The organism is Collimonas sp. OK242 (assembly GCF_900107095.1).
Taxonomy (GTDB): Bacteria; Pseudomonadota; Gammaproteobacteria; order Burkholderiales; family Burkholderiaceae_D; genus Collimonas.
In genome coordinates this window covers 334,852-358,358 of sequence record NZ_FNOR01000001.1, presented here as the reverse complement: position 1 = coordinate 358,358, position 23,507 = coordinate 334,852, and the positions used below count along the sequence as shown (strand labels likewise).

General features: G+C 58.3%; 22 protein-coding genes. 12 read left to right on the top strand and 10 right to left on the bottom strand.

Annotation, left to right across the window (positions count from 1 at the left end; genetic code table 11):
* Both BLV81_RS24050 and BLV81_RS01655 read left to right on the top strand, forming a co-directional pair.
* Positions 1-285 (top strand): hypothetical protein (locus BLV81_RS24050; RefSeq protein ID WP_218134233.1); only part of this gene is annotated, 285 nt, incomplete at its 5' end.
* 144 nt (positions 286-429) lie between these two features.
* The gene (locus tag BLV81_RS01655; protein ID WP_143036243.1) at positions 430-918 is read left to right on the top strand and encodes a hypothetical protein; all 489 of its coding nucleotides are present in this window, start codon (positions 430-432) and stop codon (positions 916-918) included.
* 413 nt (positions 919-1,331) lie between these two features.
* Here the strand turns inward: BLV81_RS01655 and BLV81_RS01650 are convergent, their stop codons facing one another.
* The 4 genes from BLV81_RS01650 to BLV81_RS01635 are packed head-to-tail and all read right to left on the bottom strand — an operon-like array spanning position 1,332 to position 4,841.
* Positions 1,332-2,015, bottom strand: a complete 684-nt coding sequence (locus BLV81_RS01650; RefSeq protein WP_092351777.1) for an ABC transporter ATP-binding protein — start codon at positions 2,013-2,015, stop codon at positions 1,332-1,334.
* Positions 2,016-2,020: 5 nt separating this feature from the next.
* A complete protein-coding gene (locus tag BLV81_RS01645; RefSeq protein WP_092351719.1) occupies positions 2,021-2,797 on the bottom strand; it encodes an ABC transporter ATP-binding protein in 777 nt (258 codons plus the stop codon).
* Positions 2,794-3,885 (bottom strand): branched-chain amino acid ABC transporter permease, encoded by a 1,092-nt coding sequence (locus BLV81_RS01640; protein ID WP_255364857.1) that lies wholly within the window; start codon positions 3,883-3,885, stop codon positions 2,794-2,796. Before BLV81_RS01640 ends, BLV81_RS01645 begins: the two co-directional genes overlap by 4 nt.
* A gap of 11 nt (positions 3,886-3,896) precedes the next feature.
* Positions 3,897-4,841 carry a branched-chain amino acid ABC transporter permease gene (locus BLV81_RS01635; protein ID WP_092351715.1) on the bottom strand — a complete coding sequence of 315 codons (945 nt, stop codon included), beginning with the start codon at positions 4,839-4,841 and terminating at the stop codon, positions 3,897-3,899.
* A gap of 171 nt (positions 4,842-5,012) precedes the next feature.
* Here BLV81_RS01635 and BLV81_RS01630 point away from each other — a divergent pair, with 171 nt between their 5' ends.
* The 6 genes from BLV81_RS01630 to BLV81_RS01605 all read left to right on the top strand — a co-directional run bounded on the left by BLV81_RS01630 (position 5,013) and on the right by BLV81_RS01605 (position 9,523).
* The gene (locus BLV81_RS01630; RefSeq protein ID WP_092351713.1) at positions 5,013-5,633 is read left to right on the top strand and encodes a DUF2239 family protein; all 621 of its coding nucleotides are present in this window, start codon (positions 5,013-5,015) and stop codon (positions 5,631-5,633) included.
* A gap of 93 nt (positions 5,634-5,726) precedes the next feature.
* Positions 5,727-7,223, top strand: coding sequence for a protein adenylyltransferase SelO (locus BLV81_RS01625; RefSeq protein ID WP_092351711.1), 1,497 nt, complete (start codon positions 5,727-5,729; stop codon positions 7,221-7,223).
* Positions 7,224-7,238: 15 nt separating this feature from the next.
* Positions 7,239-7,640, top strand: coding sequence for a peptide-methionine (R)-S-oxide reductase MsrB (msrB, locus tag BLV81_RS01620; RefSeq protein ID WP_092351709.1), 402 nt, complete (start codon positions 7,239-7,241; stop codon positions 7,638-7,640).
* A gap of 91 nt (positions 7,641-7,731) precedes the next feature.
* Positions 7,732-8,352: a septation protein A gene (locus BLV81_RS01615; RefSeq protein WP_092351707.1), complete on the top strand. Its 621-nt coding sequence runs from the start codon at positions 7,732-7,734 to the stop codon at positions 8,350-8,352.
* Positions 8,349-8,627, top strand: coding sequence for a BolA family protein (locus tag BLV81_RS01610; RefSeq protein WP_092351705.1), 279 nt, complete (start codon positions 8,349-8,351; stop codon positions 8,625-8,627). Before BLV81_RS01615 ends, BLV81_RS01610 begins: the two co-directional genes overlap by 4 nt.
* Before the next feature lie 116 nt (positions 8,628-8,743).
* Positions 8,744-9,523, top strand: coding sequence for a peptidylprolyl isomerase (locus tag BLV81_RS01605; RefSeq protein WP_092351703.1), 780 nt, complete (start codon positions 8,744-8,746; stop codon positions 9,521-9,523).
* Positions 9,524-9,726: 203 nt separating this feature from the next.
* On the opposite strand, the gene BLV81_RS01600 is transcribed toward BLV81_RS01605, so the two are convergent.
* The 5 genes from BLV81_RS01600 to BLV81_RS01575 form a co-directional block, all read right to left on the bottom strand.
* On the bottom strand, positions 9,727-11,151 hold the full coding sequence (locus BLV81_RS01600; RefSeq protein ID WP_092351702.1) for a Dyp-type peroxidase: 1,425 nt from the start codon (positions 11,149-11,151) through the stop codon (positions 9,727-9,729).
* 84 nt (positions 11,152-11,235) lie between these two features.
* Entirely contained in the window at positions 11,236-11,655 is a 420-nt protein-coding gene (locus BLV81_RS01595; protein WP_092351700.1) for a hypothetical protein, read from the bottom strand.
* Between the two features lie 621 nt (positions 11,656-12,276).
* On the bottom strand, positions 12,277-12,420 hold the full coding sequence (locus BLV81_RS01590; RefSeq protein ID WP_255364860.1) for a S26 family signal peptidase: 144 nt from the start codon (positions 12,418-12,420) through the stop codon (positions 12,277-12,279).
* A gap of 137 nt (positions 12,421-12,557) precedes the next feature.
* Positions 12,558-16,571 carry a phosphoribosylformylglycinamidine synthase gene (gene purL, locus BLV81_RS01585; protein WP_092351698.1) on the bottom strand — a complete coding sequence of 1,338 codons (4,014 nt, stop codon included), beginning with the start codon at positions 16,569-16,571 and terminating at the stop codon, positions 12,558-12,560.
* Between the two features lie 241 nt (positions 16,572-16,812).
* Positions 16,813-17,742, bottom strand: coding sequence for a LysR family transcriptional regulator (locus BLV81_RS01575; protein ID WP_092351694.1), 930 nt, complete (start codon positions 17,740-17,742; stop codon positions 16,813-16,815).
* A 132-nt stretch (positions 17,743-17,874) separates the two neighbouring features.
* Here BLV81_RS01575 and BLV81_RS01570 point away from each other — a divergent pair, with 132 nt between their 5' ends.
* The 4 genes from BLV81_RS01570 to BLV81_RS01555 all read left to right on the top strand — a co-directional run bounded on the left by BLV81_RS01570 (position 17,875) and on the right by BLV81_RS01555 (position 22,846).
* A complete protein-coding gene (locus BLV81_RS01570) occupies positions 17,875-18,477 on the top strand; it encodes a short chain dehydrogenase (protein WP_092351692.1) in 603 nt (200 codons plus the stop codon).
* Between the two features lie 132 nt (positions 18,478-18,609).
* The gene (locus BLV81_RS01565; protein ID WP_092351690.1) at positions 18,610-19,812 is read left to right on the top strand and encodes a DUF2252 domain-containing protein; all 1,203 of its coding nucleotides are present in this window, start codon (positions 18,610-18,612) and stop codon (positions 19,810-19,812) included.
* Positions 19,813-19,915: 103 nt separating this feature from the next.
* Positions 19,916-21,193: an FAD-dependent oxidoreductase gene (locus tag BLV81_RS01560; RefSeq protein ID WP_092351688.1), complete on the top strand. Its 1,278-nt coding sequence runs from the start codon at positions 19,916-19,918 to the stop codon at positions 21,191-21,193.
* Between the two features lie 147 nt (positions 21,194-21,340).
* Positions 21,341-22,846, top strand: a complete 1,506-nt coding sequence (locus tag BLV81_RS01555; protein WP_092351686.1) for an NAD(P)H-hydrate dehydratase — start codon at positions 21,341-21,343, stop codon at positions 22,844-22,846.
* Between the two features lie 35 nt (positions 22,847-22,881).
* On the opposite strand, the gene BLV81_RS01550 is transcribed toward BLV81_RS01555, so the two are convergent.
* Positions 22,882-23,448 (bottom strand): NnrU family protein, encoded by a 567-nt coding sequence (locus BLV81_RS01550; RefSeq protein WP_176992693.1) that lies wholly within the window; start codon positions 23,446-23,448, stop codon positions 22,882-22,884.
* Positions 23,449-23,507: the final 59 nt, after the last annotated feature.

The window sequence follows — 23,507 nt, the reverse complement described above, 5'->3', positions numbered from 1 at the left end:
GTGGATGGGATCGGCGCACTTCTTGACGAAGACTTTGAAACGGGTCAAAACCGAGATGAGTCTGCACGTACTTGCCTACAATTTGAAACGTGTAATGCAGATATTGGGTGTCGACCGATTGATGCGAGAGATCCGGGCCTGAAGGGCTCTTTTTGCTGTGAAAATGAACGTGATTTGGAGCGGATTGCGGCGGTTTTTAGACTGCCACTCAAAAAATATTCCGTGCCGCAGACGGAAAAACTCGTCAGAATAAACCGCTCTCGTGACTTGGATGGCGGTCGTTGAACACGTTATTGATCGTGCCAACGAATTTCTATGTTTTTACACACTCTGGGCCAGAAGCGGACTCTCGGCCTTGGTGTTCCATATAGCTTTCAACACAATGCAAGCCACGAATAATTTTTCCACACCCGTTAGACATTCCTTACTATGACTTGTGAATTATTTGGTGCCGAAGCTATATTTTCCTACTCATCAACTTCGGTTCAGCATACTGTGGCCGTTGGCCTAATACTGGTGGTGGTTGGGATTGTATTTTTTAAGAACAAATTACCATCTGGAGGCCATGCTTATCTCTCTGGCCGCATCGCGGGTTTAGGTGTCCTGGCGATTTTTTTTGGGTTGCTCGTTTTAGGGGTGAGTGTACCCGACAAGTATTTCATCGATCATGTGGTGCTTAACCAAGAAGGGTTTTGTTCTTCAAATGGATTGTGGTTTTTACCATCTGCGCCAGACCGCTTTCATTACTCGGACGTCGATCATGTATTGAGAAAAAGAGATGACAAGGGGCACTATAAATTGGAAGTGAGTTTCAAAAATGGAAAGAAACAATCGATAAGCAGAACTGAACTTTGGGCTGAGAATGAAATTCAAATTTCAAAGGTTCTGCAAAGCCATGGCGTAGATCTTCGAGAGTGATCTTTGTTTAATGGCTTTTGCTGCTGAATGGCAGCTTTCGTGAATTGTGACTGGCGGCTTCGGGTCGTGAACCGCCTGCCAGATTTTGGAAAACCAGCGACTCGTTGAGAAATTTCCGTCAACGACCGGTCGAGCCACCTAAGCCGCCATTCGTTCCAATGTAGACGAAAAACGCATTTTGCATAGAACTGGTTGGCGTTCCATCGAAGCCCAGTGACCGCAATCTGGCAGCCGTCATTGAAGCGTCGCGACCTCAGCGGCAGGAATCGATTGTAGTTATTAGTATTGGGCCGATTGCTGTCCTTCAAAGGCGGTTTAGTCGGACACTGCATGTACGGTTGAGTCTGTGCTGATGCACCTTCTCGATCGCCCATGCAAATCTTTCAGATACAACTGACTGGCTCATTTCCCGTTCAAACTTCTAGCCATTTCTGCCGCACCGCAGGGTTGGCGCGCAATTCCGCCGGCGTACCGGCAAACACGATCCGGCCATGCCCCATCACCAGCACGCGGTCGGATATCTCCAGCGCGATGCCGAGTTTTTGCTCGACCAGCAGCACGCCCAGCCTCTGCGCTCGCAATGCCAGCAGATGCTGCGCCACCGACTGCACCATGTGCGGCGCCAGGCCTTCAGTCGGCTCGTCGACCATGATCAGTTGCGGTTTTCCCATCAGGCTGCGGCACAGGCTGAGCATTTGCTGCTCGCCGCCGGACAGCAAGCCGGCTGCGACATGCTTGCGTGCGGCCAGCTGCGGCATCAATTGCCACATATCCTCGATTGCCGCCCGCTCGCGCTGCTGCCCCAGGAGCAAATTCTGTTGCACCGTCAGCATCGGGAACACCGCCCGCTCTTCCGGCACGTAAGCCAAGCCACGCCTGGCAATCTGAAAGGTTTTCAGGCCGATCAGCTCAGCGCCGTTGAAGCGCACCGAGCCGCTGCTGCGCATCATTCCCATCACCGCTTTCAGCGTTGAGGAACGGCCGGCGCCATTGCGCCCCAGCAGACTGACTATTTCGCCGGGTCCGACATCAAGATCGACGCCGTGCAAGACATGGCTTTGATCGTAGAAGGCGTGCAAACCGCGCACTTCAAGCATGGCGCTCATGGTATCGGCTCCGCTTCAAGGCGGCCGAGATAGGCCGCCTGCACTGCCCGATTACACCGAATCGCCGCCGGCGTGTCGCAAGCAATGATACGTCCCTCGACCAGCACCGCAATCCTGTCCACCAGGCCGAACACCACCTCCATATCGTGCTCGATCATCAACAAGGTTTTGCCTGCACTGACGCGGCGGATCAGCTCGGTAGCGGCGGCGGATTCGTCGCGGCTCATGCCGGCGGTCGGTTCGTCCAGCAGGATCAGTCCGGCATCGCCGGCAATCGTGATGCCGATTTCCAGGGCGCGCTGGGCGGCATAACTGAGGTCGCGGCCAGGCGTATCGCGCTGCGCCTCCAAACCGCATTGCTGCAACACTTCTTCAGTGCGCCGGCTGACCGCGCGCAGAGCCGACAAACGGCGCCAGAAGACCCGGCGATAGCCCTGCGCCGACAACACCGCAGCGCGCAGGTTTTCCTGGACGCTCAGTTGCGGGAATATATTGGTAATCTGGAAGCTGCGCGCCAGGCCGAGGCGATTGATCTGGAACGGGCTCAGGCCGCTTATCTGCCGTCCATGCAAAAGAATGTCGCCGCTGCTGGCCTCGGCGCGGCCGGATATCAGATTGAACAAGGTCGTTTTTCCGGCGCCATTGGGGCCGATCAAAGCCAGTCTTTCACCTTGCCTCAATTGCAAATCCGCGCCGCAGATAATCCGCGTGTCGCCGAATTGCTTGTGCAGATCGCGCAGCTCCAGAATATTCGGCATTGCGTTTTCGCTCATATGCCCGCCGCCCGCCGATACAGTGTTTCAATCAACAGCACGGCGCCGCCCGCCAGCAGCAACAGGCCGGCCAAGCGCAACAGAGACGGCAGCGCCAGTTGCCGCAACCGGAGCGCGCTCAGGCGCCGCCAGCGGGTGACTGCCGTCATCCAGACGCCGGCGATGCCGCCTGGCGCAAACAAGACGACGATGACAAACAGCAGTCCGAGATACAACTGCCAGCCTCGCGTATAAGTCGACAGCAAAGCGGAAAACAGCACGCCAAGCAATGCTCCTATCATCGGCCCGAAGAAATAGCCGATGCCGCCAATGAAGGTAAACAACAGGATCTGCGCCGAACGCAGCAAGCTCAGATTTTCAGCACTGACGATTTCAAAATTGATGGCGCTCAGCGCGCCGCCGACGCCGGCGAAGAATGCCGACAAGATGAACATCAGGTAACGTACCCGGCGCGGATCGTGACCGATGAACGCTGCCCGCTCCGGGTTATCGCGCACGGCGTTGGCGATGCGCCCCAGCGGCGTAAGAGTCAGTCCATACATGGCGGCGGTGCTAACGAAAAGCCAGAACGCGATCAGGTAATACACCTGCAATTGCGATGCAAAGTCGATGCCAAGAAACGGCGCGCCAAGCACACGGTCGGTGCTGACCCCGCTCTCGCCGCCAAACCATCCCGGAAACATCAAGGCCGCGGCCGCCGCCAGTTCAACCAGCGCCAGGCTGATCATCGACAGCGCCGTACCAGATTTACGGGTAGTGATGAAGCCGAAAACAACGCCGCACAGCATGCCGGCGCAACCGCCGGCCAGCGGCACCAACAGCAACGCGACAGGGCTGCCGCCGGCCAGCCGGTTCATCACATGCACGGCGACAAACGCAGCCAGGCCGGAATACAGCGCATGGCCGAACGACAGCATGCCGGTTTGTCCGAGCAGCATGTTGAAGGAAAGCGCCAGGATCATCATGCTGCCGCATTGCGACAAGATCGACAGCGCTGCGCTTTGCGGAAACACCCAAGGCGCGGCCAGTAATATCAGCGCAAACGCCATCCAGATCCAGCTGCGCTCCGCCTTCATACTCATATTCATGCGCCTATCCATCAATCGCGCACGCCAAACAAGCCGCGCGGACGCAGCAGCATGACCAGCACCAGCAGCAGATACGGTAATACAGGTGCAAGCTGGGCCAGCGTCAGCTGCAGCAGCGGATATAGCGCTGCATCGGGATCGATCTGCACACCCCAGTGCGCCAAACCGCTCGCTGCCGACATATCCAGCGCGACGGCAAAGGTCTGCAAAATCCCGATCAGCAGCGAGGCGATGAACGCCCCGCGCAAAGAACCGAGGCCGCCGACCACCACTACGACGAAAATAATGCTGCCGACCCCGGCCGCCATGCCCGGCTCAGTGACCAAGGCATTGCCGCCCACTACCCCGGCCAATCCGGCCAAACCGCAGCCGGCGGCAAACACCAAGGTAAAAATACGCGGCACGTTATGTCCCAAGGCTTCGACCATCTGCGGATGGGTCAGCGCCGCCTGGATCAGCAAACCGATACGCGAGCGCTTCAGCAGCCAGGCCGCCGCCAGCAAAACCAGCAATGCCAGCAGCATCATGAAGCCGCGATAGATGGGAAACGTAGTTGCATACAAAGTAAACAGCGACCCGTCGAGTTGTGCCGGGATCGCGTACGGCAGCGCCGATTTGCCCCAAATCAGTTGCACCAGTTCGACCATCACGTAAGACAGGCCGAAAGTAAACAGCAGTTCCGCCACCTGCCCGTGGCGACGCACATGGCGCAGTCCGAAACGCTCTACCAGTGCGCCCAGCATGCCGGCCAGCAGCGGCGCCAGCAATAGCGCCGGCCAGAATCCGAACTTGACGCTGATCGCATAGGCGAAATAAGCGCCCAGCATATAAAAACTCGCATGGGCGAAATTCAGCACTCCCAGCATGCTGAATATGAGCGTCAGCCCCGCCGACAGCAGAAACAGCAGCAGGCCGTAACTGAGACCGTTCAGCAAGGTGATGAGAGTGAATTCCATTGAGCGTCTATTAGCGATATTTAATGTGATGACAGGCGATGATGACAGCTAGTCCGGTATTTTACCGGTTCGTTCGGCAAGGATGTCGTATTTTTACCAAGGTAATATTGACACAGCAATTAAACCCGGGTAATATCGACTCATCTACACAACTCACGAAAACCATCCGAGATGAATGCCAATACCATCAATCCGCACCCCGTCATCGCCTTTGCCGGCGCCAACCGCATCGCTTCCGGGCAACTGGCGCTGGTGGCGTTGAAAGTCAAGGAACTGATCGACAGGAACGACTCCGCCGCCATCCTGATCTTCGACGACATCACCAGCGAACAGGTCGAAATCGACTTCCGCGGCAGCGCTGAACAAGTGTTGCAACGGCTGTCCCTCAGCGGGACCAGTGTGGCCACCATGGAAACAGCCGCCGACGACCCGCAGACGGCGCGCGGCCCCGGCCGGCCGAAACTGGGCGTCATCGGCCGCGAAGTGACCCTGCTGCCGCGCCATTGGGACTGGCTCAACCTGCAATCCGGCGGCGCATCGGTAGCGCTGCGCAAATTGGTTGAAGAGGCTAAGCGCCGTAACGAAGAACGCGACCAGATACGCCTGGCGCAAGAATCTGCATATCGCTTCATGTCTGCAATGGCCGGCAACCAAGCCGACTTTGAAGAAGCTACACGTGCTTTTTTTGCCGGCGATCGGCTGCGCTTTGCGGAGTTGAGCGAGCCATGGCAGATCGATATCCGCGATCATGCACGGACCCTGGCTGCCCGGGCTTTCGGCGCGGAAGAGTAGGTCCGGCTGCAGCAAGCTCGCGCCGTTCATGGATAGCGTAGCCGTGCGATACTTGAGGCTTCCCGTCATATTGCACACAGGATCAACGCTGTCATGAACCACCGTTTGGCTTTTCCCGCGGCACCCGCGCTCGATCATCTGCGTTTCTCCAACGCGTTCGCGAGCTTGCCCGCAGCCTTTTACACCAAGCTGACGCCGACACCGCTTCCAGCGCCGTACCTGGTTGCGGCCAGCACGCAGGCGGCACAGCTGATCGGGCTGGCGCCGGCGGCGTTCGGCAACGACGATTTCATCCAGACGCTGGCCGGCAACCGCGGCGCCGACGACTCTCAGCCATTGGCAGCGGTGTATTCCGGCCATCAGTTCGGCGTCTGGGCCGGACAACTGGGCGATGGCCGCGCCATTCTGCTGGGCGATGTGGCGGCTGCCGATGGCGGCCGGCTGGAGTTGCAGCTCAAGGGAGCCGGCGCCACGCCCTATTCGCGCATGGGCGACGGCCGTGCCGTGCTGCGCTCGTCGATCCGTGAATACCTGTGCTCGGAAGCGATGGCGGCGCTCGGCATTCCTACTTCGCGTGCGCTGGCGGTGATCGGCTCCGATCAGCTGGCGATGCGCGAACGGCCGGAAACCACGGCGGTGGTGACGCGCATGGCGCCCAGCTTTGTGCGTTTCGGCTCGTTCGAACATTGGTATTACAACAATCAGCCGGAAGCGCTGAAGACCTTGGCTGACCACGTTATCGCCGGCTTTTATCCTGAACTGCAGGCGGCAGAGAATCCCTATCAGGCGCTGCTGGCCGAAGTGACGCGCCGCACCGCGCATCTGATGGCGCAATGGCAGGCAGTCGGCTTCATGCACGGCGTGATGAATACCGACAATATGTCTATCCTCGGGCTGACCTTGGATTACGGCCCGTTCGGCTTCATGGAAGCTTACGATCCGCGCCATATCTGCAACCATACCGACCAGCAAGGCCGGTATGCCTACAATCAGCAGCCGCAGATCGGCCATTGGAACTGCTTTGCCCTGGGCCAGGCTTTGCTGCCGCTGATCGGCAGCGTCGAGGCGACCGAAGCCGCGCTCAGCAATTACCAGGCCCTGTACGGCGCAAAACTGGATGAATTGCTGCATGCCAAGCTGGGCCTGGTATCGCGCCAGGCAGACGACGACAAGTTGCTGGACGCCATGTTCACCCTGATGCAGGCTAGCCATGTCGATTTCACCCTGTTTTTCCGCCGGCTCGGCAACTTGCGCCTGGACGACGTCGACAGCGACACCACCCTGCGCGATCTGTTCATAGACCGCGCGGCATTTGACGCATGGGCGTTACAATACCGGACTCGCCTGAAACTGGAAAATAGCCAGGATGGCAACCGTAAGCTTGCAATGGATGCAAGCAACCCCAAATATGTATTGCGAAACTATTTGGCGCACACCGCAATCGAACACGCTCAGAATAAAGACTTCTCGGAAGTCCGGAAATTGCAGCAAATACTTGAAAACCCGTTTGACGAGCAACCGCAACATGCGCAGTACGCAGAATTGCCTCCGGATTGGGCAAGCGGACTGGAAGTCAGTTGTTCGTCGTAGATTGGAATTAACACCATGAGCAGCAGCAAAGTCATTAAAACCGATGCCGAATGGCGCGCCGAACTGGAGCCGATGGAATATGAGGTGACTCGTCACGCCGCTACCGAACGGGCGTTTACCGGGCGCTTCTGGGATCATCACGAACACGGCATTTATACCTGCGTGTGCTGCAATACACCCTTGTTCGAATCGGACGCCAAGTTCGATTCCGGCTGCGGCTGGCCGAGTTATTTCAAAGCCATCAATCCCGACAATGTCGAAGAGCGCGTCGACCGTACTCATGGCATGATGCGCACTGAAATTTTATGCAAGGTGTGCGACGCCCATCTGGGCCATGTATTCCCGGACGGACCGCCGCCAACCGGTTTGCGCTACTGCATCAATTCGGCTTCGCTGCGTTTTGATACGGCTGGCTGAAGCAGCGAGGCTGCTGCACTGATTTTACGATTCGACCCGGATTTAAATTTAACCATCAATTAGTTATTCTGACTGAAAGCAAACCAAACACATGAAGTTCCTGTTCGACCTGTTCCCGGTAATCCTTTTCTTCGGCATCTTCAAATGGAGCGAAGGCAGCCCTGATGCGGCGCAAGCGCTGGTCAGCCAGTATCTGTCGGGCTTTGTGTCCGGCGGCGTGGTTACTGCGGCGCAAGCGCCGGTGCTGCTGGCGACTGCGGTGGCGATCATCGCCACCGTAGCGCAAATCGGCTATCTGCTGCTGCGCCGGAAAAAAGTCGATGCCATGTTGTGGGTGTCTTTCATCATCATCTGCGTCTTTGGCGGCGCCACCATCTACTTCCATAACGAAACCTTTATCAAATGGAAACCCACCGTCCTGTACTGGGCGTTTGCGACGGCATTGCTGGTCAGCCAGCTGCTGCTCAAGAAAAACCTGATCCGCACCATGATGGAACAGCAGATCACCCTGCCCGACCCGATCTGGCTGCGCGTAGGTTTTGCCTGGATCGCGTTCTTCATCGTGATGGGTTGCCTGAACCTGTACATCGCGTTTAATTTTCCCACCGCCACATGGGTGAACTTCAAGCTGTTTGGCGGCATGGGGCTGATGTTTGCCTTCATCATCGGTCAAAGCATCCTGCTGTCGAAATACATCAAGGATCCGGAATGAACCGGCGTCTTGATACGATTCGTAACAAATTGACAGCGGCGCTTTCGCCATTGGAATGTATAGTTGAGGACGAATCGGCGCTGCATGCGGGACACGCCGGTGCCGCCTCAGGCGGCGGACACTACAAAGTGCGGATAGTTTGCGCAGTTTTTGAAGGGCAAAACCGTTTAAATCGGCATAGGCTGGTGTATGATTGCCTGGCTGATATGATGCATACGGAAATTCATGCATTGGCGATCACTGCATTGGCCCCATCTGAAACTAAAACTGCTTAAAACATAGCGACATAGCGATCTGAAAGAATAATCAATTGTCCGTTAAACACACTTCGGTTATTCTGCCTTTGCCTCGCATTAATTTATTAATAACCTCCCCAATCTAGGATTTGATAATGACATTTAAACCTTCACGTTTACTGGTGGTACTTTTTGCAGCTGCTACATTGCCTGTTATGGCCCAAAACCTTGCAGTCGTGAACGGTAAGGCTATCCCATCGTCGCGCGCCGACATGATGGTCAAGCAATTGTCGGCACAAGGCGGCCAGCCTGATACCCCGGAACTGCGTAGCATGGTCAAGGACGAACTGATCAACCGTGAAGTATTGATTCAGGAAGCCGACAAGCTGGGCCTGGGCAATAACGCTGACGTCAAGGCACAAGCCGACATCGCCCGCCAATCGATCCTGATCCGCGCCCTGGTTGCCGACTTCGTCAAGAAGAACCCGATCAAGGATGCCGACATCCAGGCTGAATACGACAAATTCAAGGCGCAAGCTGGCGACAAGGAATATCACGCACGTCACATCCTGGTCGAAAACGAAGCCGATGCCAAAGCCATCATCACCAAGCTGAAAGCTGGCGGCAAGTTTGACGATCTGGCCAAGCAATCGAAAGATCCGGGTTCGGCAGCCAACGGCGGCGATCTGGGCTGGGCAACACCAGCTTCGTTCGTGAAGCCTTTCTCCGATGCGCTGGTAGCACTGAAACCAGGTCAACTGACTGACGCACCGGTCAAGACCCAATTCGGTTACCACGTGATCAAGCTGGAAGAAGTACGCGCCGCCAAGATCCCTACCCTGGCTGAAGTCAAACCGCAAATCACTGAAGCCCTGCAACAGAAAAAGCTGCAAGCTTACCAAGCAGATCTGCGCGCCAAAGCCAAGGTGCAATAAACCTTTGGCGGCAATCTGCAGCGCTCGCAAGGGGCTGCAGGTCAGCATGTTGGAAATGCGAAAAATCCCTCCAGATATTGCTATCTGGAGGGATTTTTTTGGCCATAACGAAAGGATATCCACGTATTTGCAGGCGGATGAACGGGCATGCCGGCCGGGTCCAGCGGCACGGCCGCCTGCCAATATTCAAACTGAAACGCGCTTTAGCTTGTTTGCGGCAACCCTGCCAGATACCGCAAGCCTTTGATGCTCGGGAAAAAACAATAAGCGCCACCGCGTGTGGTGATCGTCCGGGAAAAGCCCGTCAGCTCCTTGTTGCGGGTTCCCACGGGTCCCTCTCTCGGCAAGGTGAAAGAACTCTCGTTCGGCTTATTCACACCAAGAAAGACATCTTCACCGCTGATATTAAAAACTGCATTGCCGGCACTATAACCACCCGGCCCGGTCGCCGCCATCACAAACTCCGATGAATTGTTCCATTGGCTGATCAGGAATTCAAACTGATTGCTGACGCTGGCGTTGATAAAATAGCCGACCAGGCCACGCGCCTCGGTGTCGGGATGTTGCGGATCGTATGCCGGCCCATAAGGCATGGCGCGACGCACGATGCGATGATGCGTGCTGCCTGCGCCCACCACCGCTCCGTTGCGCGGATTACTGCGGCGGATATGCGATCCTATCGGGCAGTTGAATCCCAGCGTATCGTCGGTTGCGGCATCGTTGCTGACGTAAGTGAAGTTATTCAATTGCTCGGTCGGCAGCACAGGGCCTTGCTTATCCGGCGCCAATTCCAGAGGATTGCCGTTGCGCCAGCGCCCGCAGATCTTCGCCGCCAGCTTTTCGGTATCCATTTCAGCCTCGCAGGCATAACGCGCCAGCATGGCGTCGAATCCGGCCACATCCTGCTCCAGGATACGGAAAGCCGCGTAGCTGCTGTTGATCGACAGCTCAACCGGCGATACGCAATAACTGCCACCGGTCTCGTTCTGATAGCCCAGCAAAAATTCACCGGTTTTCACCGCAGGCTGATCGTCGGGCGTCTGCCGTTTGCTCGGCGGTGCGCCTATCACGGTCGGTTGCGCGATGCTGTCGCGATAGCCGAAATGCACCTTATTATCCGGCAGCGCGGCCGCGTCTTGCGCGTATAACTCCGTCATGCAGCCGCCAAAGGCGGTGCGCAACTGTGCTGAAACCGTCTCCAGCACAGAGGAGGATTCGGCCACCCACAAGCTCAGCAAAACATGGACTCGCGCGCCGTTATTCAAGCCGCCTATCCAGTATTCCGGTGCGCTCAAGTCGACATCGCCGACTGTAGCCGCGCTGCCGGGACTGGTGGCGCCGCGCTGGAACGAAGCGTCGAAACTGCTCAATTGCTGTGCGCTGAGGCCCATAGCTGTCAGGCCGGTACTGGTAAAACTGAGATTGAGAAAGCAGTCCGGCTTGGGCATGACGCGTCTGGCCGTGGTGATCTTCGGCAAGCCATTACTGCCCTCGACCAGCGCCTCGATCAGCCTGCCGGTTGCTTGCGGATTGGTGATACTCAAAATGAAGTGCCGTGCCAAATTTACGCGATAACCGCGCAGGATGGTGCCTTGAACATCGTCGTAGTCAATCGCGGGATCGGCCATGCTGTCTCTCCGGATAGAAAATTCGATTAAGCAGAAGAAAAAAGGTCTGCGACTGACGCAGACCTTGTGAGGGGCAACGAACGATTATTGCGGCGGAAACACAGCCAGAATTTTTTGCACAGTCTGAGGATAGGCTTGATACAGATCTGCGTTCGGGATGTGTTGCGAGGCATCATTGAGAGTGATGTAGGCTTGAAACGCGGCGACATTGTTGGCCACCGGAATGAGCTTCTTGCCATCCACCACGAACCCCAGTAGCGCATCGAACACACCGCCCAATTTCGAGACGAAATCTTGGATGTACGCATTGAAATTGCCGTCGTATTCGGTGACGACACCGAGAACCAAGGAATTTGACGCTGTTGTCGCGGTGAGATCTGGCTGGAGGTTGGGTTTTGAACTATCCAACAGCAGGAAGCGGGCGAAATGGACAGTGCCTATTGTTTTCAGCGCATCGTCAATTTCCTTTTTACTTTCTGCCAGGGTTGCTGCAATGGCAGTCAAGCTAGTGCCTGGGATTATAGGCATGATCAAGGTAAGAGGGCTGCTCATAAGAGTCCTTAGTTGATTATTAATAGGAATATCAAAACCACATCTGCCTGCCAGAGTCGTTACACCCTGTCAGTTACACATTAAAAAAGCTCCCCGAATTTCATGGAGAACAATGCAGATTCACTCCACCGACAAAACGTCTATCCCGCAAGAGCTCAATATGACCTGTGTACTTTGGGGCGTGGCCTGCGACCTCCACAAAAAATGCACCCGCTCCGCCAAGGCCTATCCAGACATAAGTCGCTTCTGCTGTATCAAAAGGTTCGGGTCCAAAAAATGGCATGATTACCCTCGCTTTTCTACATGGTCGACTGACCGGATAGTCAGTTAAACCAAGATATACGAGCAAGCAAGCTCTCGCCATCGCAAATTTGACAGCTAGACAGCAGGCTCACAATATGATTATTTGTTAGCGCCGATTATTCAAGGGCGCTCGGGATAACTGATAGTTGATAGTTGTTGGATCCGCTGCGACGCCAGCCTGGCTGGCGCATGGTTATGGCTAGCGGATTCGTGGCGCGGTGTGGGCTCGCCTTTCCCGGGTACCGCGTCTAATTGCGGCGCGGATTCAACTTAAAGTATCGTTGGGCCGAAACGATCCAGACGCGGCAAATCACCCGGTACGGCAATCAGCCGTTTGACCAGCCGCACGCCGTTTTTCGGCGAACTGAATGTGACTACGTCGCCGCGTTTGGGGTCGGCGACGTGCTTGAGAATGATATCGGTGGCAGTTTGACATCGTAGGCGACGCGGTTGGTAAAAATCCGGTCGCCTATCATCAAGGTCGGATACACGGAGCCGGACGGCAGCTCATACCATACTGAAACACTACTTATTGTACGGACCGGGAAAAATTACCCGACCCACTTCCGCGCATTACGGAACATGCGCATCCATGGCGAATCCTCGCCCCACGACTCAGGGTGCCATGATTGCTGCACCGTGCGGAACACGCGTTCGGCATGCGGCATGCAGACCGTGAAGCGGCCATCCGGCGTAGTCACCGCAGTAATGCCTTGCGGCGAGCCGTTTGGATTATACGGATAGCCTTCGGTCACCTGCCCCTTGTTGTCGACGAAACGCATGGCGACCAGCGCTTCCTTGATATCGCCGGTTTGCGAGAAATCGGCAAAACCTTCGCCGTGCGCAATGGCGATGGCGCTTTGCGTGCCCGCCATGTCTTGCAGGAAAATCGACGGCGACGATTCGACCTGCACCATCGAGAAGCGCGCTTCGAATTTCTCCGACTTGTTGCGGGTGAATTTCGGCCAGGCCTGGGCGCCGGGAATAATCGATTTCAGATTGCTCATCATCTGGCAGCCGTTGCAGACGCCCAGTGCGAACGTGTCGCCGCGCTGGAAGAACAGCGAGAATTGTTCAGCCAGCTTGGCATTGAACAAGATCGTCTTGGCCCAGCCCTCGCCGGCTCCCAATACGTCGCCGTAGGAGAATCCGCCGACTGCGATGAAACCCTTGAAATCGTCCAGCCTGGCGCGGCCGGCAATCAGGTCGCTCATGTGGACGTCGACTGCGGTGAAACCGGCTTGATGCATCACATAGGCGGTCTCGACATGCGAATTGACGCCTTGCTCGCGCAAGATCGCCACGCGCGGCTTGGCTGCCAGGTTGAGGAACGGCGCGGCGATATTGTCTTGCAGATCGAACGGGATGATCGGGCTGATGCCTGGATCGGCGGCGTCCAGGATACGGTCGTATTCGGCATCGGCGCTGGCAGGATTGTCGCGCAGGCGGGCGATGCGCCAGCTGGTTTCACTCCACAGACGCTGCAGGTCGATACGGGTCTGGCTGTAGATGGTCTTGGCGTCGCGGCTGAACTCGATGACGTCGCGCGTATTCGGCTTGCCGATGATATGGCTGCAGGCGCCCAGGTTGAAGCTGCGCAGCATATTCATGACCTCCGATTTCTGTTCGGCGCGCACTTGCAGCACCGCGCCCAGCTCTTCGCTGAACAGCGCGCGCAAGGTCAGTTCATTACGGCGCTCGGCCACCTGGCCGGTCCAGTTTTTCGAATCGCCCCAGTCGGCTGCATGTTCGCCTTCCATCGTCAGGATATCGAGATTGATCGATAAGCCGCTGTGGCCGGCAAACGCCATCTCGCACAGGGAGGTGAACAGGCCGCCATCGGAGCGGTCATGGTAGGCCAGCAGTTTTTGCTCGCTGTTGAGTTGTTGAACGGCGGCGAAAAATGCTTTCAAATCTTCTGCGCTGTCGACGTCCGGTGTCTCATTGCCGATTTGCTGCATCACCTGGGTCAATGCCGAAGCACCCATGCGGTTCTTGCCGCGGCCGAGGTCGATCAGGATGATTGCGGTATCGCCGAGATCGGTGCGGATCTGCGGCGTCAGCGAGCGGCGTACATCGCTCACCGGCGCGAATGCGGACACGATCAGCGACACCGGCGAAGTCACGGCCTTGGCTTGATCGTGGTCGTTCCAGGTAGTGCGCATCGACAGCGAATCCTTGCCGACCGGGATGCTGATGCCCAACGCCGGGCACAATTCCATGCCGATCGCCTTGACGGTATCGAACAAGGCGGCGTCCTGGCCCGGCTGGCCACAAGCGGCCATCCAGTTGGCGGACAGCTTGACGTCGGAGATGTCGGCAATCGCTGCCGCGGCAATGTTGGTCAGGGCTTCGCCCACCGCCATGCGGCCGGAGGCGGCGGCGTTGATGACGGCTAGCGGCGTGCGCTCGCCCATCGCCATCGCTTCACCCAGATAGCCTTCGAAACTCATGCTGGTGACAGCACAGTCGGCGACCGGGATTTGCCACGGGCCGACCATCTGGTCGCGCACCGAAGTGGCGCCGACGGTGCGATCGCCAATGGTGATCAGGAAGGATTTGTCGGCCACTGTCGGCAGCTTCAGCACGCGCTGCGATACTTCCAGCAAGTCCATGCCGGTCAGGTCGACCGCAGGCAAGGCCGGATTCAGATGCTTGACGTCGCGCTGCATTTTCGGCGGTTTGCCGAGCAATACGTCCATCGGCATATCGACTGGATTATTGTCATGCTGCGGATCGATCACCTTCAACTGGCGCTCTTCGGTTGCGGTACCGACCACCGCGAACAGGCAGCGCTCGCGCTGGCAGAAGTATTCGAACAGCGGCAGGCTTTCCGGCGCAATCGCCAGCACATAACGCTCCTGCGATTCGTTACTCCAGATTTCCTTCGGCGCCATGCCGCTTTCTTCCAGCGGCACTTTACGCAAATCGAAAATCGCGCCGCGCTTGGCGTCGTTGGTGATTTCCGGGAAGGCGTTCGACAGACCGCCGGCGCCGACGTCATGGATCGACAAGATCGGATTCTTGTCGTCCATCGCCCAGCAGGCGTTGATCACTTCCTGGGCGCGCCGTTCCATTTCCGGATTGCCGCGCTGGACCGAATCGAAATCGAGATCGGCGGTATTCGAGCCGGTCGCCATCGACGACGCGGCGCTGCCGCCCATGCCGATGCGCATGCCGGGGCCGCCCAGCTGGATCAGCAGGCTGCCGACCGGCAGTTCGTTCTTCTTGGTGTGCTTGTCAGAGATGCTGCCGATGCCGCCGGCGATCATGATCGGCTTGTGATAACCCTGCACATTGCCGCCGACGTTCTGTTCGTAGGTACGGAAATAACCGCCCAGGTTAGGACGGCCGAATTCGTTGTTGAACGCAGCGCCGCCGAGCGGGCCGTCGATCATGATTTGCAAGGCCGAAGCAATCCGCTCCGGCTTGCCGTATTGGCCGGCATCCTGCTGGCCGATAGCGGTAAAGGAGGTTACGTCAGCGTCGTTTTCCCAAGCTTGCTGCGCATCCGGCAGCAACAGGTTGGAGACGGTGAAACCGGTCAGGCCAGCCTTCGGTTTGGCGCCGCGGCCGGTTGCGCCTTCATCGCGGATCTCGCCGCCGGCGCCGGTGGAGGCGCCAGGGAAAGGCGAAATCGCCGTCGGGTGATTGTGCGTTTCGACCTTCATCAGGATATGCGTCAGCTCATCCGAAGCGCGGTAGGTATTGCCTTCCGCCGCACCGCGCGCGTAGAAACGGGAGACCGTTGCGCCTTCGATAATCGATGAATTGTCGCTGTAGGCGACGATGGTGCCCTTCGGCTGCAGCTGATGGGTATTCTTGATCATCGCGAACAAGGACTTGTCTTGCGCTTCGCCGTCGATGATCCAGTCGGCATTGAAAATCTTGTGGCGGCAATGTTCGCTGTTGGCCTGCGCAAACATCATCAGCTCGACGTCGGTCGGATTGCGCTTGGCGCCGGTGAACGCCGCCAGCAGATAATCGATTTCGTCATCCGACAAGGCCAGGCCCAGTTCGGCGTTGGCTTGCTCCAGAGCGCCTTTGCCGCCGGCCAGCAGATCGACGAAGGCCAAGGGCTTGGCGTCCAGCTCGCGGAACAGGTCCGCAGCTTGCTCGGCGCTGCGCAAGACGGTTTCCGTCATGCGGTCATGCAGCACGTCGGCGATCGCGCGCACGCTGTCGTCGCTGAGCTTTTTAGCTCCGCCCAGCAAACCGCTCTTGAGTTTTACCTGATACGCAATCCCGCGTTCGATGCGCTTGATGTGCGCCATGCCGCAATTGTGGGCAATGTCGGTGGCCTTGCTGGCCCACGGGGAAATCGTGCCGAAGCGTGGAATCACGATGAATTCTTCGCCGCCTTCAGCGGCAGTATACGGATCGCCATAGGTCAACAAGGCGTTCAGACGGCCGATATCGTCCTGGTTGAGCGGGGTCGAAGCATCGACAAAATGGTCGAAACGCCCTGTCACTTCGACGACATTGCTGTCGATCGCTTGTAACTGGGCTAGAAGACGTTGGGAACGGAAGGCAGGCAGTGCGTTGGAACCGGGCAAAATCAACATGGCGTGGAGGGAGTTGATGCAGCATGGCTGCGGGTTAAATCAGAAGCCGTCATTATACAGTGCCGCCCCGTCCGCCGCCCCGCCAACTGATGACAAAATCACCTTGCCGGTTCGCGAAAAAAACATGATGGGCCGGGAAAGCGCAAGTTCTCTCGATAAACTATTGCATTTAAGATAATTTAATCCTTAGGAATCCCTCAGGACGGTCTTGCTTATCGCACGTCCGGTTGCCAACGCCGCATTAATCGGGGACAAAAGCTGTGAGTGCTGCGCCGTCTGGCGGGTTGTCTCTGCCGAAATGCGCCACCACGAATTCGATAAACGACTTCAACTTGGGCGTCATCTTGCGGTTCGAGGCCACCACGATGTGCATCGGCCGGTGTTCCAACTCATAGTCGGTTAGCAGGCGCTGCAACCGCCCGGCGCAGACTTCGTCGCGCAGCAGGGCCTCCGGCTGCATGATGATGCCGATGCCCTTGAGCGCTGCGGTCCGCAACGCCAGGCCGTTATTGGCGCGGAAATTGCCGTGCACTTCAATTTCGTGCAGCACGCCTGCCTGTGAAAACCGCCACAGGTTATAGCGATTGCCGTGCGCGAAACTGAGACAATTATGGTTGGCCAGTTGTTGCGGCGTCTGCGGCGTGCCGCAACGCGCCAGGTATTCCGGCGCTGCGCACACCATTGCCCGGTACGGCTGCAAAGGCCGTGCAACCAGCGAGGAATCGGGCAGCGCGCCGATCCGTATCGCCACGTCAAAACCCTCCTCCACCAGATCGACCACCCGGTCATTCAGAGACAGGTCCATTTCGACGTCGGGATAGCGTTCCAGATACGCGCGCACCACAGCCGTCAGCATCTGGCCGCCGAACGTGGCTGGCGCGGTTACCCGCAACACACCGCGCGGCTGCAACTGCATTTGCTTGACCGAAGCATCAGCCGCCTCGATTTCCAGCAAGGCTTGTTTGCAGCGCTCGAAATACAGCTGGCCGATCTCGGTCAGGCTTTGGCGGCGCGTAGTACGATTCAGCAAGCGTACGCCGAGCTGCTCCTCCAGCTGGCGCACGTGCTTGCCCGCCATGGTGGGCGAAATCCGTGCCTCTTCCGCCGCGGCGGAAAATCCGCCTTTTTCGACCACGCGAACGAAAATCTGCATGCTGGTCAGTCTATCCATAGCCCCTATTCCGCACTGTTAGTTTCAAGTCATAGGAATATTACGCCATTTATCCAACATGAAGATGCAATCATAATGTAAGCCGGATCTCACCCGGATCTCACTCGGATTTCACTTTTAACGGAGCACACCATGAAAATCGCAGTTATCGGCGCCACAGGCACCGTCGGCAAGGCAGTCGTAGCGCAACTGGCAAGCCGCCATGAAATCATCGAAGTCGGCAACCGCAGCGGCCAGTATCAGGTCGACATGACCGATATCCGCAGCGTCGAAGCCTTGTTCGGAAAGATCGGCAAAGTCGACGCCGTCGTCTCGACCGCCGGAAAATTGCATTTCGGCCCGCTGCAAGAACTGACGCCGGAGAAATTCGGGATCGGCTTGCGCGACAAGCTGATGGGGCAAATCAACCTGGCGCTGGTGGCTCAGCATCACCTGAACGACGGCGGCTCGATCACGCTGACCAGCGGCATCCTCAGCGACGAGCCGATCCTGCAAGGCGTCAACGCCAGCACTGTCAATGCGGCGCTGGACGGCTTTGTGCGCGCCGCTGCGATCGAATTGAAGCGCGGCATCCGCATCAACGTCGTCAGCCCGACCGTGCTGGAAGAATCGCTGGCCAGCTACGGCCCGTTCTTTTACGGCTTCCAGGCGGCGCCGGCCAGCCGTGTCGCCCAAGCCTACAGCCGCAGCGTCGAAGGTGCGCAGACCGGCCGCGTATATAAAGTCTGGCAATAGCAATGAGGCGTATACGTGGCCGGGTGACGCTCCCGAGGACGCCTGACGGTTTTGTCAGCATTTTGTCAAGGCGATGGATTAAGATTGGTCGTCGTTGCAATGCGACCAATCCCTTTCCTCAGGAGGCATGCCATGGTGAATGTAGTCAAGCGCATTCAGGAATACAACGCGGGCCGCGATCCGCAACGTTTGCAGATGAAATACAAGAACATCCGCAACGATCCCTTCACCTTCCTGCGCGGGACTTGCCATCTGTTCTACGAACGCCTGCCGCAAAGCGGAGTGATGCGAACGGCGCCGCTGGCCTGGATTTGCGGCGATCTGCATCTGGAAAACTTTGGCAGCTACAAGGGCGATAACCGCCTGGCTTATTTTGACCTGAACGATTTCGACGAGGCTACGCTGGCTCCGGTCAGCTGGGAAATGGTGCGCTTGCTGACCAGCGTGCTGATTGCCGCAGACGGCGCGCCCGACAACGCTGCCAACGGCAAGATCATGTGCCGCAGCCTAATCGACGCTTACGGTGCCGCCCTGGCTAACGGCAAACCGCGTTGGGTCGAGCGTGATCTTGCGCAGGGCATGGTCGGCGACTTGCTGAATGGCTTACGCGGCCGCCAGCGCGCCGCCTATCTGGATACGCGCACCCTGCGCAAAGGCAAACTGCGCACGCTGCGCCTGGATGGCAGGAAGGCGCTGCCGGTGTCCGATAAACAGCGCGCCAAAGTCACCGCATTCATGCAGCGCTTTGCCAGCGGACAAGCCAACCCCGATTTCTACAAAGTGCTGGACGTCGCGCGCCGCGTTGCCGGCACCGGCAGCCTTGGCGTCGAGCGCTATGTCATCCTGGTGCATGGCAAGGGTTCGCCGAACAGCAACTACCTGCTTGACCTGAAGCAGGCGCTGCCATCTTCATTAGCGCCCTACTTAAAGGTGGCGCAACCCAAGTGGCAGAGCCAGGCGCAGCGCGTGGTGACGCTACAGCAGCGTTGCCAGGCGGTGTCCATGGCGTTTTTGCAACCGGTCATGCTCGGCAAGGTATCTTATGTGCTGCGCGGCCTCCAGCCTAGCGAAGACCGGGTAAGCGTCCTGCATGCAAATCACACGTCCGCCCAAATCGGACAAGTGATGACTGTCATGGGCAACCTGGCTGCCTGGGCCCAGTTGCGCAGCGCCGGCCGCCAGGGATCGGCGAATGCCGATGAACTGATCGCTTTCGGCGCAAGCAAGAAATGGAAAAAGCAGCTGCTGGATGCCGCTCTGATCTGTGCGGCGCAGGTGCGCAAGGACTGGCAAGCCTATAGCAAAGCGTATGATGCCGGCGTGTTTAAACTGTAGCAACTGCCGGCGACGCGGCAATTGTGTTCTTTGCTGTCCTATTATCAAGTAATTCAAGGTATGATTCTGATCGTCTGCAACGCGTGGTGCTACGCAGAACCCCTTGAGAACAATAGTGATACAGCAGCAGACACAGAAACAGATCGTGGTTATCGGCGGCGGCGTGATGGGAGTCTGCAGCGCTTATTTTCTAGCTGAAGCCGGACATCAGGTCGCCGTAGTAGAACAACGCGGCAACGTCGCGGAACAGTCGACGCTGGGTAATTCCGGCATCTTGTCGGCCGGCGCAGCGCTGCCGTGGTCGGTTCCAGGCATGCACCGGAAAATCCTGGCAGGCATGTTTAACCAGGAAGCGCCGAATGTACTCAACGCCCGCTTCAATCCCTCTCTTTGGCGCTGGATGCGGCGCTGGATGGCTGAGTCCGAGATTCAGCGGTTTCGCGCGCACACCCATCAAATGCAAAGACTGGCCTCTTACAGCCAGGAGCTGCTAGAGCAGATACAACAGCATTTCCAGCTCGATTTTGAACAGAACCCCGGCTTGCTACGCCTGTTGCGCAGCGAAACCGAGCTGGCGGCATTGGCGCCGGTGCAAGAGCTGCTGAGCGAATGCGGTGTGGCGCATCAACTGCTCGACGACGCTGCGGTGCGGCTGCAGGAACCGGCATTGGCCGGCGCCGGCAAACTGGCGGGCGGCTTGTACTTTCCGGATATGGGCTCCGGCAATTGCACCCTGTTTACCAAACAATTGAAAGCCATCCTGCAAGGGCTGGGGGTACAGTTCCATTTCGACAGCCGGGTTACCGCCATCGCGCCGCAAGGCGCTCAGGTAGGCTTGCACATCGATGGCAACGTATTGATGGCCGACGCCGTGGTGTGTGCCGCCGGCAGCGCCAGCGCCCAGCTGCTGCGGCCGCTGGGCCTGCGCCTGCCGCTGCACGCGATCAAGACCTACGCCGCCACCGCAGCCGTAAAGAATTATGAGGTAGCGCCGCAAATGGCGGTTCTGGACGATACTTACCAGGTCACCATGGCGCGTATCGGCGCCCGCATGCGCCTAGCCGGCATCGCCGAATTCGGCGCGCAAGACATGTCATTCGACGACAAGGCCCTGCGCACCCTGCTGAAAGTAGCGCACGACTGGTTCCCCGACGCCGCCAATTTCAACAGCGCCAGTTTCTGGTGCGGCCACACTCCGATGCTGGCCGACGAAGTACCGCTCATCGGCCACACCGGCGCCAGCAATGTTTTCGTCAACATCGGCCATGGCGGTTCAGGCTGGAGCATGGCGCTAGGCGCCGCCAAGGTCCTGGCAGACCAGATCTGCGGCAAGGTCCCCGAGGTTGACCTGGACGGCCTGACAGTAGCGCGCTATCGTTAGTAGTACATCACAAGCCCGGTTTTATCCCCAAACACCGGCAAGCGTAGTTAAGTGGGGCCAGTTTTTTACGACAGCCTTATCGTCGTAAAATTACACTCCCCGCGCGGCTCTGACCCCAGTTAACGGAACACGGAGTACACAATTCCAATGAGCGCCATCTACCCCGCAGCCGAAATCCGGAAAATCGAACAAGCCGCCCTGCGCGACCTGCCCCCCTACACCCTGATGCAACGCGCCGGCCAGGCGGCAGCCCAAGCCGCCTTGCGCATATTGCCCGGCCCCGCCCATGCAGCCGTAATCCTGATACTGGCCGGCCCAGGCAACAACGGCGGCGACGCCCTCGAAGCCGCCGCCGGCCTGGCCAAGGCAGGCGCCGAAGTAGTCGCGCTGCTCAAAACCGCCCCCTCGCAACTGCCGGCCGATGCTGCCAAAGCGCTGGTACGGGCCCAACAACACGGCGTGCACCTGATGCCGCCCGAGCAATTCGCCGACATCGACAGCAATCAATGGACCCTGGTGATAGACGGCCTGTTCGGCATCGGCCTGAGCCGGGTGCTGGATGGCGACTGGCGCAAGCTGGTGCAAACCGTCAATGCGATGAGCTGCCCGGTGCTGGCGCTGGACGTGCCGAGCGGCTTGAACGCCGATACCGGCGTGGTGGTAGGCGGCGCGGCAGGCATCGCCATCAAAGCCAGCCACACCATCACCTTCATCGCCGATAAAGCCGGCTTGCACACCGGCGACGGCCCCGACTACGCTGGCAAAGTCGAAGTGGCGACATTGGCGCTTGCAGCCAACCATTTTCCCGCGCCGCACATGTGGCTCAGCCAGCCCGAGCTGTTCGCCGGCTACCTGCGGCCACGTCGGCGCAATTCGCACAAAGGCAGTTTTGGCGATGTCGCCGTGATCGGCGGCGCCGCAGGAATGGCCGGTGCGCCGATCCTGGCGGCCCGTGCCGCCGCCAAATGCGGTGCGGGCCGGGTGTTTGTCGGCTACGCGGACCAGCCGCCAGCCTACGATAGCGTCCAGCCGGAACTGATGTGCCGCCATGCTGCCGATCTCGATTTTTCCTCGGCCGTGCTGGTGGTCGGCCCCGGCATGGGCATGGCCGATACCGCGCTGGCGTTGCTGACGCGTGCGCTAGCCGCACTCAGCTGGCTGGTGCTGGACGCCGACGCCTTGAATCTGCTGGCGCGCCAGCCGCAGCTGCAAGCACAGGCCGCGCAACGCCCGCACGCCGTTTTGATGACGCCGCATCCGCTGGAAGCCGCCCGCCTGCTGGGCATCAGCACCGGCGACATCCAGGCCGATCGCGTCGCCGCCGCCCGCACCCTGGCAAGCCGCTTCAATGCGGTAGTTGTGCTGAAGGGCGCCGGCAGCATCATCGCCCGCGCCGATGGCGAGGTGGTGGTCAATTCCACCGGCAACCCTGCCCTGGCCACCGCCGGCAGCGGCGACGTCTTGTCGGGTATTTGCGGCGCTTTGCTGGCGCAGGGCTGGCCGCAATGGGAAGCCGCGCTGGCGGCAGCATGGCTGCACGGCCGCGCCGCCGATCAGCTGGTGGCGGAAGGCATCGGGCCGATCGGGCTGACTGCCAGCGAGCTGATCCCGGAAGTGCGGCTACTGCTGAACCGACTGCTGCAGGAGCGCTGACAGCTCGGCCTGATTTACAGGCAACCGAGCCTCGGCTAAACGCCCCAAGGCACCACCGCCACACCCATCAGCTGACGATGAAATGTCATCACCAGCAATGCTAGCAAGAGGCCGGCGACACATGCAATCACGTCGAACTTAAGCACCGGGGTGAATGGTTTGTAACTCTTACGGCGAATCACGGACAACAAATCGATCATCGCATAAGCCAGGAAAGCGGAAAACAGCAGCGTGGCTTTGGCATGTCCGTTCGCCAGCAGATGGACCAAAGCCCAGATAGTCAGCCCCAGCAACATCGGGTGTTTTACCCAGGCCCGGATATGGCCTTTCATATTGGCGGCGGCAAACAGGATGAAGCTGATGATCATGGCCAACGGGGCGGCATGTCTGGCGCCGATGGATGACGCGAACAGCGTCGGTCCGGCGGGCGCCCTGCCGTAGCCGGCTATGATCAGGAGCAGTCCCAGCGCCGCCAACAAGGCAAACAGGCCTTTATAGCGATTTTCACCAAAAACGTGGACCAGCTGCGCTTTCAAAGCCGGCACAGTGGGAATCAGATGGAGTCCAAGAAAGAGGACCAGCCCCAGGCTCAATATTTCCAAAATCCTTCTCCTTCCATGACAATTACGCGAAGACCGCAGCCGTCCGGCACGTGAAATCA

Excerpts from the sequence above, each read along its gene's own strand:
- BLV81_RS01655 (WP_143036243.1), top strand. The coding sequence starts at position 430 with ATGACTTGTGAATTATTTGGTGCCGAAGCTATATTTTCCTACTCATCA.
- BLV81_RS01555 (WP_092351686.1), top strand. The coding sequence starts at position 21,341 with ATGAGCGCCATCTACCCCGCAGCCGAAATCCGGAAAATCGAACAAGCC.
- BLV81_RS01650 (WP_092351777.1), bottom strand. The coding sequence starts at position 2,015 with ATGCTTGAAGTGCGCGGTTTGCACGCCTTCTACGATCAAAGCCATGTC.
- BLV81_RS01605 (WP_092351703.1), top strand. The coding sequence starts at position 8,744 with ATGACATTTAAACCTTCACGTTTACTGGTGGTACTTTTTGCAGCTGCT.
- msrB (WP_092351709.1), top strand. The coding sequence starts at position 7,239 with ATGAGCAGCAGCAAAGTCATTAAAACCGATGCCGAATGGCGCGCCGAA.
- BLV81_RS01615 (WP_092351707.1), top strand. The coding sequence starts at position 7,732 with ATGAAGTTCCTGTTCGACCTGTTCCCGGTAATCCTTTTCTTCGGCATC.
- BLV81_RS01625 (WP_092351711.1), top strand. The coding sequence starts at position 5,727 with ATGAACCACCGTTTGGCTTTTCCCGCGGCACCCGCGCTCGATCATCTG.
- purL (WP_092351698.1), bottom strand. The coding sequence starts at position 16,571 with ATGTTGATTTTGCCCGGTTCCAACGCACTGCCTGCCTTCCGTTCCCAA.
- BLV81_RS01565 (WP_092351690.1), top strand. The coding sequence starts at position 18,610 with ATGGTGAATGTAGTCAAGCGCATTCAGGAATACAACGCGGGCCGCGAT.
- BLV81_RS01635 (WP_092351715.1), bottom strand. The coding sequence starts at position 4,841 with ATGGAATTCACTCTCATCACCTTGCTGAACGGTCTCAGTTACGGCCTG.
- BLV81_RS01600 (WP_092351702.1), bottom strand. The coding sequence starts at position 11,151 with ATGGCCGATCCCGCGATTGACTACGACGATGTTCAAGGCACCATCCTG.
- BLV81_RS01630 (WP_092351713.1), top strand. The coding sequence starts at position 5,013 with ATGAATGCCAATACCATCAATCCGCACCCCGTCATCGCCTTTGCCGGC.
- BLV81_RS01610 (WP_092351705.1), top strand. The coding sequence starts at position 8,349 with ATGAACCGGCGTCTTGATACGATTCGTAACAAATTGACAGCGGCGCTT.
- BLV81_RS01645 (WP_092351719.1), bottom strand. The coding sequence starts at position 2,797 with ATGAGCGAAAACGCAATGCCGAATATTCTGGAGCTGCGCGATCTGCAC.
- BLV81_RS01640 (WP_255364857.1), bottom strand. The coding sequence starts at position 3,885 with ATGAATATGAGTATGAAGGCGGAGCGCAGCTGGATCTGGATGGCGTTT.
- BLV81_RS01570 (WP_092351692.1), top strand. The coding sequence starts at position 17,875 with ATGAAAATCGCAGTTATCGGCGCCACAGGCACCGTCGGCAAGGCAGTC.
- BLV81_RS01575 (WP_092351694.1), bottom strand. The coding sequence starts at position 17,742 with ATGGATAGACTGACCAGCATGCAGATTTTCGTTCGCGTGGTCGAAAAA.